The 13,148-nt window shown below is 52.6% G+C and carries 9 protein-coding genes; 2 read left to right on the top strand and 7 right to left on the bottom strand.

The window, feature by feature from the left end; translation table 11 throughout:
• The first annotated feature begins 262 nt into the window (after positions 1 to 262).
• Complete coding sequence (locus tag F7231_RS13355) at positions 263 to 2,326, top strand: DEAD/DEAH box helicase (protein ID WP_157510648.1); 2,064 nt, start codon at positions 263 to 265, stop codon at positions 2,324 to 2,326.
• Between the two features lie 107 nt (positions 2,327 to 2,433).
• On the opposite strand, the gene F7231_RS13350 is transcribed toward F7231_RS13355, so the two are convergent.
• The 4 genes from F7231_RS13350 to apaG all read right to left on the bottom strand — a co-directional run bounded on the left by F7231_RS13350 (position 2,434) and on the right by apaG (position 6,598).
• Complete coding sequence (locus tag F7231_RS13350) at positions 2,434 to 3,963, bottom strand: serine hydrolase domain-containing protein (RefSeq protein ID WP_166692241.1); 1,530 nt, start codon at positions 3,961 to 3,963, stop codon at positions 2,434 to 2,436.
• A gap of 79 nt (positions 3,964 to 4,042) precedes the next feature.
• On the bottom strand, positions 4,043 to 5,404 hold the full coding sequence (locus F7231_RS13345; RefSeq protein ID WP_166692240.1) for a hypothetical protein: 1,362 nt from the start codon (positions 5,402 to 5,404) through the stop codon (positions 4,043 to 4,045).
• A 12-nt stretch (positions 5,405 to 5,416) separates the two neighbouring features.
• Positions 5,417 to 6,196 carry an O-methyltransferase gene (locus F7231_RS13340; RefSeq protein ID WP_166692239.1) on the bottom strand — a complete coding sequence of 260 codons (780 nt, stop codon included), beginning with the start codon at positions 6,194 to 6,196 and terminating at the stop codon, positions 5,417 to 5,419.
• A gap of 15 nt (positions 6,197 to 6,211) precedes the next feature.
• On the bottom strand, positions 6,212 to 6,598 hold the full coding sequence (gene apaG / locus F7231_RS13335) for a Co2+/Mg2+ efflux facilitator ApaG/CorD (protein WP_085413408.1): 387 nt from the start codon (positions 6,596 to 6,598) through the stop codon (positions 6,212 to 6,214).
• A 167-nt stretch (positions 6,599 to 6,765) separates the two neighbouring features.
• On the opposite strand from apaG, the gene ung reads away from it, so the two are divergent.
• Positions 6,766 to 7,431: a uracil-DNA glycosylase gene (gene ung / locus F7231_RS13330; RefSeq protein WP_166692238.1), complete on the top strand. Its 666-nt coding sequence runs from the start codon at positions 6,766 to 6,768 to the stop codon at positions 7,429 to 7,431.
• A 79-nt stretch (positions 7,432 to 7,510) separates the two neighbouring features.
• Here ung and F7231_RS13325 read toward each other — a convergent pair whose 3' ends face one another.
• Genes F7231_RS13325 through F7231_RS13315 form a run of 3 tightly spaced genes read right to left on the bottom strand, consistent with a single transcriptional unit; the run spans position 7,511 to position 12,724 of the window.
• The gene (locus F7231_RS13325; protein ID WP_085413410.1) at positions 7,511 to 8,020 is read right to left on the bottom strand and encodes a hypothetical protein; all 510 of its coding nucleotides are present in this window, start codon (positions 8,018 to 8,020) and stop codon (positions 7,511 to 7,513) included.
• Between the two features lie 27 nt (positions 8,021 to 8,047).
• Positions 8,048 to 9,529 carry a SusD/RagB family nutrient-binding outer membrane lipoprotein gene (locus F7231_RS13320; protein ID WP_166692237.1) on the bottom strand — a complete coding sequence of 494 codons (1,482 nt, stop codon included), beginning with the start codon at positions 9,527 to 9,529 and terminating at the stop codon, positions 8,048 to 8,050.
• A gap of 21 nt (positions 9,530 to 9,550) precedes the next feature.
• Positions 9,551 to 12,724, bottom strand: a complete 3,174-nt coding sequence (locus F7231_RS13315; RefSeq protein ID WP_166692236.1) for a SusC/RagA family TonB-linked outer membrane protein — start codon at positions 12,722 to 12,724, stop codon at positions 9,551 to 9,553.
• Between the last annotated feature and the right edge of the window lie 424 nt (positions 12,725 to 13,148).

Genomic DNA, 13,148 nt, shown 5'->3' with positions numbered 1-13,148 from the left:
GTAAGATGTGGTCTACAGAGCCGGCATGGATGTACAAAAAGACAGTACAGGCTGTGGGGCGGTGGCTTTAAGTTAACGAGGGTCAACTACGCTAGTCTAAGCGATTTCAAATTCACCTGGGTTACTCGTTGGGGTAGGGGTTATTTCCACGTCGGTTACGACGAACATCCTGGGTTGGTGCTTAGTGGGTATCCTGCACACGTCACTGTCAGCTTGACGAAATTCCGCCGTATGCGGAACGAATTATTTTCAATATCAAAGTATGAATCTGGACAACATCCAGCCCGAGACCGACGAGATCGTCGATCAAACTCCTGTGCAGGAAGAGGCCGCACAGACTAACAACCAACAGATGGACGCAAATGCTGCTTTTCAGGCCGCTGTATCCGACGTTGAGTTGCCAGCCAACGAGGTTGAGCAACCCATTATTAAAGAAACAATCACCGTACAGCCTGTCGTTGCTAAAGGATTTACCTTCGCCGACCTGAACGTGTCGGCCGATATTCTGGCTGCCGTTACGGAAATGGGCTTTACAACGCCGTCACCAATCCAGGCCGAGGCTATCCCGCCAATTCTGGCTGGTCGCGACGTAATTGGACAGGCGCAGACGGGTACCGGTAAAACGGCCGCGTTTGGTATTCCCGCCCTTGAACTGATCGACCCAAGCGACCGGAGCGTACAGGTGCTTATCCTGTGCCCAACCCGCGAACTAGCCGTTCAGGTAACAGACGAACTACGTAAACTCAGCAAATTTAAGCGGGGTATTTATATCGAAACGATTTACGGTGGCGACTCAATCGAGCGCCAGATTCGGTCGCTGAAGAAAGGAGTTCACATTGTGGTAGGTACGCCTGGCCGTGTGATGGACCACATGCAACGCAACACGCTGAAGCTCGACGACGCTAAGATGATCATTCTTGACGAAGCCGACGAAATGCTGGACATGGGCTTCCGTGAAGACATCGAAAGCATTCTGGAAGACTTCCCGGAAGAGCGTCAGACAGTGCTGTTCTCGGCTACTATGTCGAAGCCAATTCTGGCCATGACGCAGCGGTTCCAGGTGAACCCGGTGATGGTGAAGGTGGTGAAGAAAGAACTGACCAACGTCAACATTGAGCAGGTCTATTTCGAGGTGAAGCCGAAAGCTAAAACCGAAGTAATGTGCCGCCTGATCGACCTGTACGACCTGAAGCTGATGCTGGTGTTCTGTAACACGAAGCGGAAGGTAGAGGAAATCGTGGAAGACATGATGATTCGTGGCTATCAGGCCGAGGGGCTGCATGGTGACCTGCGTCAGGCGCAGCGGAGCAACGTGATGAGCAAGTTCCGTGCAGGTACAACTACGATCCTGGTGGCTACTGACGTGGCTGCCCGTGGTATCGACGTTGACAATGTAGATGCGGTTATCAACTATGATATCCCCCTCGACGAAGAATATTACGTACACCGTATTGGCCGTACCGGCCGCGCCGGTAAATCGGGTCGTGCATTCTCACTGGTGAGCCGCGACGAGAAATTCCGGTTCCGTGATATTCAGACTTATACGAAAGTACGGGTTGACAAAGGCGTTATCCCTTCGTTCGAAGATATCGTTGGCATCCGGAAAGCTCGCTTTATCGAGCAACTGGAAGTTGATATCACAGAGAGCAAAGACCTGCACCTGTACGATGACATGCTGACTCAACTGCAGCACACGGGCTTCTCTACGGAGCAGATCGTGGCTGCGCTGATGAAGCGGAGCATGGGCATCGAGAAAAATGAATTCTCGGATAAAGACCTGAACGAAGAAGATCGTCGCAACGGTAACTCGTCGAATCGATTCGAAGATCGTGGTCCTCGCGAAGGCGGTCGTGGTCGTTTCGATGATCGTCGCAATGATTCACGCGGTGGTGGCCGTTTCGAAGATCGTCGTGGTGGCGATCGTGGCGGACGTTTTGAAAGCCGTGGCACCGATTCGCGTGGCGGTGGTCGTTTCGAAGATCGTCGTGGAGGCGGTCGCTTCGAAGACCGTGGCCCTCGTCCGGAGCGTGAAGGAGGCAAAGAGGGTTATTTCGCCCGCAGCAACGAACGTCCTGTTCGTGAGCGTGAGCCAAACATGACCCGCCTGAGTGTCAGCATCGGTCGTCGTGATTATGTTCGTCCGGGTGATTTGGTTGGCGCAATTGCCGGCGAGTCAGGTATCCCAGGCAGCAGCATTGGCAGCATCGATATTTTTGACAAGCACACGTTCGTCGACGTACCTAATGATGTAGCGAACCGCGTGGTGCAAGCCATGGATGGTAACAACATCAAAGGCCGTCAGGTAAACGTAGAGATCGCTAAATAATCAGCGTTCATCCTATCAAAAAGCCGCCCCAGAAATCTGGGGCGGCTTTTTTTGTAGTTGGCGTAGAGGTGCAGGATTTTGCACGTCTACGAGCGTTATCAACGTACCTACAGCTTCGCTTCTGTAATATCCAGCTGTTGGATCAGCGGGTTCGCTTCAGGTGTGAGTGTAAAAAAGACGTTGACGCTGCCACGTTCACCATCCATTCGGAACGTACCCCGCAGGTTATTTTCCGGGGCGATCTCGCCAACGCGAACAACTTTGCCGATCTTCTCAAATAACGCCTGCGTGGCCTTCCGGCGGAGGGCAATCGGCGTGTCAGGAAAGAAATTTTCAGCAAAAATGCCACTAGCTTCCCCGTTTTTCCAATCCGGTAAGAGCGATACCAACTCGGCTTTTCGCTTGGCAAGGATAGAGGATACGGGTATAGGCCGGGGCTTTAATCCGGCTAGTGAGATCAAGGTATCCAGGGCAATCGTGTTGATGCCGCGCAAGCCTGAATAGGTCAGATTTGCACAACCGATGACGCCGATGCCGTAGTCGGGAAGCACCTGCCATTCGCTCCCGAAGCCAGGGAGACCGCCACTATGGCCTACACTGACCCGTCCTTCACAGTCACGTACCCACACCAGGCCATACGCATAACTGATCGTTTGCGGGCAGAGCCGCCCCGAGGCATACCGAAACTGCGCGTTCAGACCCCGGAAATTCCAGGGCTGTTGCATCTCCCGTATCGAACTACGCTTTACCGGGCCAGTGTCAGCACCATCGCGGGCAGGCCACGCACTTAGGTGGAGTGCCATGTACTTGGCAAAATCGTCAACCGTGGTGATCAGCCCGCCCATGGCGCCCCATGATCCATCGGCGAGTGGCACTTCGGGTATGTATTGTCCTTCCTGCCAACGGTAGCCGTTGACGTACCGGGCGGGGTCGGCTTTCCGGTAGTCCCAGATCGTACTGTTCATGCCCAGCGGCTTTAGAATGTCAGTGGTGATGTACTGCTGGTACGGCTGCTTTGTCACGTTGGTGATAATTCGGCCCAGGAGTGAAAAGCCCAGATTTGCGTATTCGTAAGCTATACCGGGTGCATTCGACAGTGAAACGCCACCGTTCAAAAACTGGGTAAACTCGGCCTCTGAGTCAGCTAGTTGCCGGTCACCCCAGGGGTTATCTTCCGGAAAGCCAGCCGCGTGTGTCAGCAGGTGACGTACGGTGATGGCGGGAGCATCGGTTGTGAGTGGCTTCAACTGCTTGAGTTCAGGTACGTAGTTAGCTGCCGGATCGTCGAGCCGTAGTTTGCCTTCATCACGAAGCTTCAAAATGGCCATCGCCGTCAGGCTCTTTGTCATCGAGGCAATTCGGAATTGTGATTGTTCGGTAGCAGGTCTCTTGGTGGCCAGATCGGCAAAACCAGCGCCTTTCCCGTAGACCAACTGACCATCGACAACCACGCCAAATCCCAGCCCGGGTATATTGCGTTGGGCGGCATAGTCTCGATATAGCTTATCAATGACGGGGAGTGCCGCCTTTATTTTTGCCATCCGATCGGGGTCGGATGCAGGGAGTGATTGCCCAACGGCTGATAGACAGATGCCAGCCGACAGCAAGAGTGTTGTGAGAAAGTAGCGATGCGTCATCCTGCAAAGTACGCGTCAACTCATAAAAAAAGGTGGCCTGCCATTTGGAAAGCCACCTTTTCAATGAAAAATACCCTCTTTAGTTTGTCTCGTAATAATACCCGAAGATGATACCCATTTCATCGGCGCTGGTAAGTCCAAACTCCACAGCCTTAGCTGTTGTGTTGTTGTAGGTAATCTCCGAGGTGAGTCCTTCTCCTTTCGCCAGTTGAATCGGCGTAGCGAAGTTGATAACGTCCGGGTGTTCCCAATCAGTGGTTGTATACACGATCTGGCCATCGCGGGCACCGCCTTTAATCTTGATCACAAATTTTTCGCCCAACTTATGCATGTGCGAGGTAAGCATAAGTACCAGCGATGGCTTACTAACCGTAAACGACTTGGTAAATGTTTTACGGGAGTTAGCCGGAATAGACAAATTGGTGTTGCTCATGTTGAGCGTTTTCACCACCTTGGTCACGGCAGCCTGCGGCGTTGTGTAGATGTTGATGTACGCTTCCCCTTTTGAGATTGTCTGCCCTTTATTTACGTAATGCACATTCAGGTCAAACGAAGCGTTAGCCGGAATTTGCAACGCTGCGCCTTCGGGAAACTTGTACTCAAACGAGGCATTGGGGCTACCCATCAGGTACGTATGGTTCGACATCTGCAAGGCGGTCAACAGATTCAGTGAGCCATCTGGCAGACGCAGGTCGCGGACAACGTCTGTCTGAGGCAGGTTCGCCTTGTTTTCGAAATCGTAGGCGATAAAATGGTGACTGCCCGGCCGCATGTTGACCGTGAAACGATTCACGTAGATATCTGTCGAATTGCCCACCGCCCGCCGTACAAACAGTTCACGTTCGAAATTGGTCGCAATATCAAAAGGGTCCACTTTGAGCTGAAAACCCTGTCCGGCTGCCGGGGCAGCGGGTGGGGTAAATGCACTAAAGGGGGCCGTGCTTGGAGTTTTATCATCGAGCAGGCTGGCATCGATCAAATTGCCATCGGCTCTTGCTCCACCGTCGATCCATCGGCGAACGAATTCAATCTGGCCCACAGATAAGGCTTCGCTGCCAAGGGGCATTGGATTACCGTAGCTCTTACCACCATGATGCGACGCATCGGTATTCAGTTTGTGGTAGAGCAAACTTTGCAACGCCACAAACGCCTTCACGCGCTTATGCCCATCTGCTTTTGAATCTGCATTCTTTGGGTCGACACCAACTAAATTGGCATAGGCTACCCCGTTTGCCAATACCAGGCCATGCTGCTTAAAGGAAGCGTCAGACTCCGACGCGTGGCAACCTGCCGTGGCGCAGGAGGGTGTCAGAATCTTGTCCTGAATCAGTGCAAACGACGTTTTGCCTGCGTCGGGCGTTGCATCAGTGGCTGGCTTCTGGCAAGCTGCAATCACCAGAGCGGCGCCCAGCGTGCCTGTCAGTAAAAGTCGGGTAGACATAAAGTACTTAGGTTAAAAGCGCAGTATGAAGTGTTGTTTCGGCTGTTCGCGCCGGAAAAAAACCAACCCGACACCAAACAGGTCGACCGTAACCTGAACGGCTGGATGCGCTTTTATGGCGGCCCAGGCCCGCTCCATGTCTTCGGACCAGTGAATGTCGTCAAAAATAAAGACAGTATCATTATGAACGAGGGGTAAACACGTCATAAAATACTGAACTGTAGGCTCGTATCGATGATTGGCGTCGAAGAAGGCGAGGTCAATCCGGGGTAGCCCAGATACGGTTTGCGCCAGCGTTTCGTCCAGGTTACCAACTATCAGTTTAACCTGCGAATAACCGAGTTGGTCCATGTGGGTGCGGGCGCGTGCAGCGGTGTTGGGGCAGCCCTCGAATGAATAGAGTTGCCCCTGTGTTTGCGCAACGGCATTGGCCAGGTAGGCTGTTGTTAACCCAAGCGACGTACCTAGTTCCAGCACGTACCTGGCCTGAAAATGGCCAATCAGCCGGTGGAGGAGCCAGGCATAACGGGCTGGTTTTTGGGCGTTGCGGGTAATGGAAGCGACGGAGCGTTGCGCTCCGGTAGTTCGCCGGGAGCCCGCCCCAAGGTCGGTTACAGTTAGTGAATCGGAGCTTTTCAGCAGGTTGGAACGAAGCACTTCTATGGGCAACGTACCCGATGGGGCAGGGTGCCGGTGACGAATAATGTCACGGTAAAGGGCGTAAACAAAGGGCGAGTGCAGACCGTGCAGGTTGCCAGCCTGCCAGAGGTAACGGAGATACGCGGCAATCACAGATTCCTGGTAACGTTAGTTCAGATGGAAGGGCACCACCATAGTGAACTCGGGTACCTGAATTCGAAATTGTTTGCCGTCGATTAACCGCTCGACCAGGTAGCTACCCACCATTTTGCCCATGCTGGCGTGCAGGTTGCAACCCGATACATACTCATGCCGTTCGCCGGGTTCCAGCACCGGCTGAAGACCGATGACGCCTTCGCCTTCTACTTCACGTACCTGCCCGTGGGCATCGTAGATAAGCCAGTGACGACGCAACAGCTGAATGGTGTGTTCGCTGTGGTTTTCTATTGCAATACGATACGTGAATACATAGTGTGCCTGCTGTGGGCTGGAATACCCGTGCTGGTACTCAGTTTTCACGCTGACTTTAATGCCTTCCGTTACAGCCGTAATCATAAAAAAAACCAGTTTTTGACAACTTTAGAACGTAAAATAAGTTCATAAGTTTGCTTCCCCAACCTGTGTAGGCTAAATAAATTTCAATTACTTGGTAGAGTTGCCTGTCAACCAATCAAACACGTTTTCTGCTGTCCGGCCAAGTTCCGGCAACCCATCTATACTGTATGAACGTACTCATTGCAGATTCCTGGAAGCCCTATTTGCAACCCGAATTTGATAAACCCTATTTTTCGAAATTAGCCGAGTTTTTACGCGAAGAATATACGACACAGCGAATTTACCCGCCTGGCCGGCTGATGTTTAATGCCTTCGACAAATGCTCGTTTGACGACACCCGCGTGGTGATTCTGGGGCAAGACCCATATCATGGCGAAGGGCAGGCCAATGGGCTGGCATTCTCCGTTGCCGAAGGCATTACCAAGCCGCCTTCGCTCATCAACATCTTTAAAGAAATTCAGGATGATTTGGGAAAGCCCATTCCAAAGTCCGGCAACCTGGAGCGCTGGGCGTCACAGGGAGTGATGCTCCTGAACGCCACGCTGACCGTTCGGGCCGGGCAGGCCGGATCACACCAGGGAAAAGGTTGGGAGACCTTTACCGATGCGGTAATTAAGCTGATCTCCGATCAGAAAGAACACGTGGTTTTCCTGCTTTGGGGCGCCTATGCCCAAAAGAAAGGGGCTATAATTGATGAGAATAAGCACCTGGTGCTTAAATCGAAACATCCGTCGCCAATGGCTGCCCAGTGGGGTGGGTGGTTTGGTAATAAGCATTTTAGTCAGGCCAATGAGTACTTGGTCGCTAATGGATTGCCGCCAATTGAGTGGTAATTAATCCGGCCTTTAAGGCAACAAAAAACCGCAGCCTATATCAGGCTGCGGTTTTTTGTTGCCTTAAAGGCCGTTCAGGCTAGGGCACCAGCCGGGCACGTACCTGTTGTGTAACAATCTGCGTGTTATCATCGAGTGTAACCAGGAAGATAAACGCAAGCTCGCGCGGCGTGTACGGGTCAGCTGAGGGCGTAATAACCGTAGCCGGAAACCGGGTCTTGATGGCTGTCACTGACGTTGTATACACCGCTGTTGTGCCTGTGCCCGGTATTGGAGCCGTGTTCAGTACCGACGAAGCCGTGGTGAGCGACGCAGCGTTTGTGCCCGTGCCTACTCCAGCTACAGAGGTAATTTCCTTGATTGTGCGTCCGCTGGTCGATGGAATCGACAGCGTGAAGGAAATAGCCCCTGAAGTTGCCGGGACGTTAATAAATGGGTTGCCACCAAATGTAGTGGCTCCGGGGAAGGTAACAGGTATCGCCGGGCGGTTATCGCGAACCAGCGGACCATACTCCAGATCGTCTTTACAAGCCCAACTGGTTACTATCAGCAGAGCTAGCAGAAGGCTTTTTATGATTGTCTTAGTCATGTTTTCCGAAAATTGAGTCTCAGTTCATTAGTCAATATCCCACCAAACGCGGACATTGGATTGAGGCGGTACAGTAGGCGATTGCGGGAAGTTTGGGTTCCGCTGAATTTCTTCAGCAATGTACACGGCCCGCACAGGGATGGTTGCGTCGACACCAGCGGCGTTCTGTGACCGTTGCAGCACCGGGTAGCCCGTCCGGCGGTAGTCGTTCCACAGTTCCAGTCCATTACCCGTAAAGGCGATGTACTTCTGCGTGATGATCTGGGCGATCTTTTGCTCGTTTGTTCCGGACAGCGTGGCAACGGCTGGGTTGGCTGCCAGGTACGTGTCAATCTGAGCGGCGGTTAAACCGGCCAGGGTCATCGATGCCCGAATGCCTTCAGTGTACAAAGCCTGTGGGTCACCCGGAGTGCCGAGACGAAGCGCCGCTTCGGCCAGAATGAACGCCCGTTGGAAGTTGGTTAGTAACCGTACAGGGCCTTCGCCGGTAGCACCCACGACATAAGGGCCGTAGCGCGAGTAGTTGGCGGAAGTAGGAATACCGCCCCGCTGTCCATTATCGATAGTGCCATAGTTACCGGCAGCATTCCGCGTGAAGAAAAGTGGTAGACGCGGATCATTGTTAGTCTGTAGCAGGTTCAGGTAGCGACTACTCAGAATCAGTTCATCCTTAAACAGCGTTACCTGTGTGTACTCATAGCGCGGGTCACGGCTACCAACTGATCCACCAAAAGTCACGTTTAAATCCTGCGTGTTTGATCGGATGTACTGCCCGCTGGTCAACACCTCGTTGATCACAGTCGTAGCCAGCGCCGGCTCTTTGCGACTGATCTGCATCGCCAGCTTCAGCAGAAGCGTATTACCCGCTGCCCGCCAGTTAGCCAGCGCCCCTTTATAAACCACATCGTCATTGGCGGGTCGAGCACCCGCCGGGTTCCCATTGTCGCTATTCAGATCGGCCAGCCCGTCGCGCACCAGATCGAATAAGCTCTGGATACCCAGCGCCTGATTGCCCTTATAGATGTCTTCCTGCTTATCGATTCGTGGCTGCGGAAACAGATCGCCCTGCAATGCCTGCGAATACGGAATGTCGCCCCAGGTGTCGGTTGCCAGTGCAAAGGTGTAGGCCTTCATGATCTTGGCAATGCCACTGTAGGCTCGTGAGCTGGTTCCGGCGAGGTTAATGATCTGCTGGTAATTAACCAACGCTCCATCATAGATCTCGAACCGCCACTGGTTGCCAAAATCGGCTGAGCTAACCACATATGTATCGTAGTTGGCCGGGCTGCCACCCGCTCCTGCGAGTTGCTGCGTTACAACCGATGCGAACCGGTTGAGCTCATTGGCATTGGCAAACGCAGAACCTACCTGAGCAGCAGGTAACAACACCGATGGAGGAACGGCAGTTGGGTTATTAGGCGTCACATTGACGTCCAGAAATTTGGTACACCCACCCAGTCCAGCCAGCAGCGGGAGTAGGTAAAGTGTTTTCTTGATGCCTGTTTTCATAAACTTGATGATAAAGTGTGATTACAACGTCAGCCGCAGGTTTACCCCAAAGTTGCGCGTTGGTGGTGGTCCGTTGAGATCGAGTCCCTGAATGTTACCAGCGCCCTGGGTGTTCACTTCCGGATCTGAGAAGTAGCCCGGTGCATAGTAGAACAGGTTCCGGCCGCTCAGCCCCACTGAGATCGTACCGAATGGTGTTTTACCCAGCAGATTTTTGGGGAGCACATAGTTGAGTGATACCTCGCGGAGACGGTACACGCTTGCATCAAACACGGCGGCTTCCGAAGCTAGACCGCCCAGCCCCTGCCAGTAAGTTTGCGCTGGAATCTGGATGTTGTTGGGGCGGTAACTCGTTGTGCCATCAGCATTGGCTACGGCAATCACACCCGGCAGAATACGGGGCTGATCGCGATCGAGACCAGTTACGTATAGCGAACCGGCATTCCGATAGTCAACGGCAGAGAATGAATACAGTTGACCACCCTGGCGAATGTCAACCAAGGCCGACAGGGTCAGTCCTTTGTAGCTAAACGAGTTGTTGATACCCAACTGGTAGTTCAACTGTGGGTTCGATAACACCTGGTTTGGTAAGCCCGGCGCAAACTGACCGTTGGTTCCGTTGATCAGGTATTGCCCGTTGAACTGGCCTGTTGCATCGTAGTTTGGTGCTGATGAGTTCGTGCTTTGTACGCGCTGGTAACCCGTGCCCACAATGACACCATAAGGTTGGCCCTGCACAATCGACGGGTTGATACCGATAAAGGCGTTCCCGTTAATTGCCGCCGACTGTACACCCGTTGTGATGTCGATGACTTTGTTGCGAATGCGGGTGTAGTTGGCGCTGATGTCCCAGCGGAAACCACGTGACCGGATAGGCGTACCGGAGAGAACCAATTCCAGGCCCTGGTTTTGCAATTCACCTACGTTGGTAGTCCGGGTATCGAAGCCCGACGAAGGCGAAATGGCAACGTTGAAAATCTGGTTCGTCGATTTGGTGAAGAAGTAGGTCGCATCCACGCTTAACCGGTTCTCAAAGAATCCCAGGTTGATACCTGCTTCTTCCGACAACACGAATTCTGGCGTAAGGGCATTATTCCCGATTCGGGTGCTGATACCAAAACCCGGAATACTCTGTCCGCCCACTGAGATTGGGAAAGTGACACTGGCAAGGTTGTTTCCGAACCCTGATTGCACGAATACCGAATTCAGCAAGTATGGATCAGCATCCCGACCCACTCGGGCCACAGCGGCACGTACCTTGGCATACGACAACACATTAGACTTAATCTTAAACACCTCGGTTGGCACAAAGCTCACCGATGCCGACGGATAGAAGAACGTGTTGTTGGCTACTGGCAACGTCGACGATTGGTCGGCCCGGCCGGTCAGCTCCAGAAAGAGGTAATCGCGGTAGTTGAACGAAGCCTGACCGTAATTACCCACCAGCCGGCGCGTAGTACTCGACTCGCCGGAGTTAACAAACACCGATGCGTTGCTGACGTTCAGAAAACCCGGAATCGTGAGCTGTTCGCCCGTAACCGAGCTGTTCTGTACCCGGCGCTGGTTGATGTTGTTGCCCAGCAACAGCGTAGCACCTAAGCCCTCCACAAAAAATTTGTTTGTCTTAGCTGTTATAATCAGGTCGCCGTTCAGTTCAGACCGGAAGAACATATCCTGCGATACACGCCCCTGTGGTGCCCGCGACGAACCGATGTTCGACACATCTTTGCGACGGTCGGTGTATGTGTCGCCCGTTACCCGGTACGAGGCCGTCAACCATTTCGTGATGTCGTACCCAACGGTGAAGTTTCCGTAAAAACGATCGACCTGGCTGTTGAGCGTGACGTTGTTGAGCGACCAGTACGGGTTTACGATCGTCGAGTTAAAGTAAACGCTCTGGCCATTGGCGTTAATGAAGGGCTCACCCGATAGGTCGTAGCTACGGGGAATCCGCGTGAGCTGACCAAATGAGCTACCTCCATTTCCGAGCGCCGTGCCCGCCTGAACCGTTTGCACGTAGTTGGCCGTAGCCTGGATGCGTAAACCGTTGTTCAGTTTCGATTCGCCACTTATTTGAACATTGGTTCGGTTGAACTTCGACGTGGGTACAATGCCAGCCTGGCTTGTGTTACCTATTGACAGCAAGAAATTCCGGTTTGCATCACCACCTGCAATGTTGGCGGTGTTTTGAAGGATGTGTCCCTGCCGGAAAAAATCGCTGACGTTGTTAGGATACGCCTGGTAGGTACGTGTTTGCCCCTGTAAGTTTGTATAAGACGACTGCCCCGATATGGCACCTGCCGTGAAGGATGGCCCCCAGGAGTTGGTCGAGTTATTGACGAACAGGTTGTTGGTGCCCTGGCCGTAGTCATTCTGGAAACGGGGAATGCCGTAAACGTCCTGTACGTTGTACGACGACGTCAGCGTCACCTCCGTTTTGTTGTTCTGATTACGCCCCGATTTGGTGGTGATCACAATGGCTCCGGCTGATGCCCGCGACCCGTAAAGGGCGGCGGCGGCCGGCCCTTTCAAGACGTTCAGCGACTCAATATTCTCTGGGTTAATATCGGCTAATCGGTTCGATGACTGCGATTGGAACAGGGTGTTACCCGACACGTTCACATCGTTGGCGAAGATGATCCCATCAACAACGATCAGCGGTTGATTGGAGCCGTTGAACGAGGTAATGCCCCGGATGTTGATGTTGGTCGATGCCCCCGGTGCGCCTGATTGCGTGTTGATCTGCACCCCCGCCAGTTTCCCCTGCAATGTATTCAGCAAGCTAGGCTCGGACTTCTGCGTCAGCTGAGCAGATGAAACTTCCTGCGTAGCATAGCCCAGCGACCGTTTGTCACGTTCGATACCCTGCGCCGTTACAACAACTTCATCCAGGTTCTGTGATCCCGACGCCAGCCGGATATCCAGGGTCGTCTGGTTCGTAATAGTTGCTTCCTGCGTGCTGAAGCCAATAAAGCTAAATACCAGGCGTGAACCTGTTGGAACGTTAATCTGGTAACGGCCGTCGGCATCAGTTGTGGTGCCACGCGTTGTTCCTCTTACCTGGACAGTCACACCCGGAAGGGTCGTGCCGTCATCTGCTGAAGTGACCTGGCCACGAATTGCTACATCCTGTGCCAATGTAGGCAGCGCGAATAGCAGCAGAAGCAGCCAACTTCCCATAAACAGTCTGCTCATAGAAGTCTCTGATAAAGTGAGTTTGTTGAATTGGTAAAGAATAAACTGACGTTTTGCCATCTCATCACACGTCTACTCGTGGTTGGCCAAGGTGAGGTTGCTGTTGGAGCGATGCATCCAGGTTGACACACAACTGGTCAGCGAATTCGGGCCTATCGGATACCAGGCGTAGTGCTGGGCAAAAACAATAAAATAGTTAGCCTATAGAATTGTTTTGATAATTTGGAAAACGTGGCCCAAATGTAAGGCAAATCTGGAAAGCTTCGAATGGATGTTCTGGGAAAAGTATAATTATGACTAAATGGCTGGTGTGATCAATATCGTAAATTTTTTTATTATATAGCTGATTCTAGTGAGTATTAATACATGTATACGCTATTTATACTTAACCGAAGTAAAGGTGGTTTATTAGAATAGTTATAAA

This window comes from Fibrivirga algicola (genome assembly GCF_011742925.1).
Classification (GTDB): domain Bacteria; phylum Bacteroidota; class Bacteroidia; order Cytophagales; family Spirosomataceae; genus Fibrella; species Fibrella algicola.
This window is presented reverse-complemented; position numbering and strand designations above follow the sequence as displayed.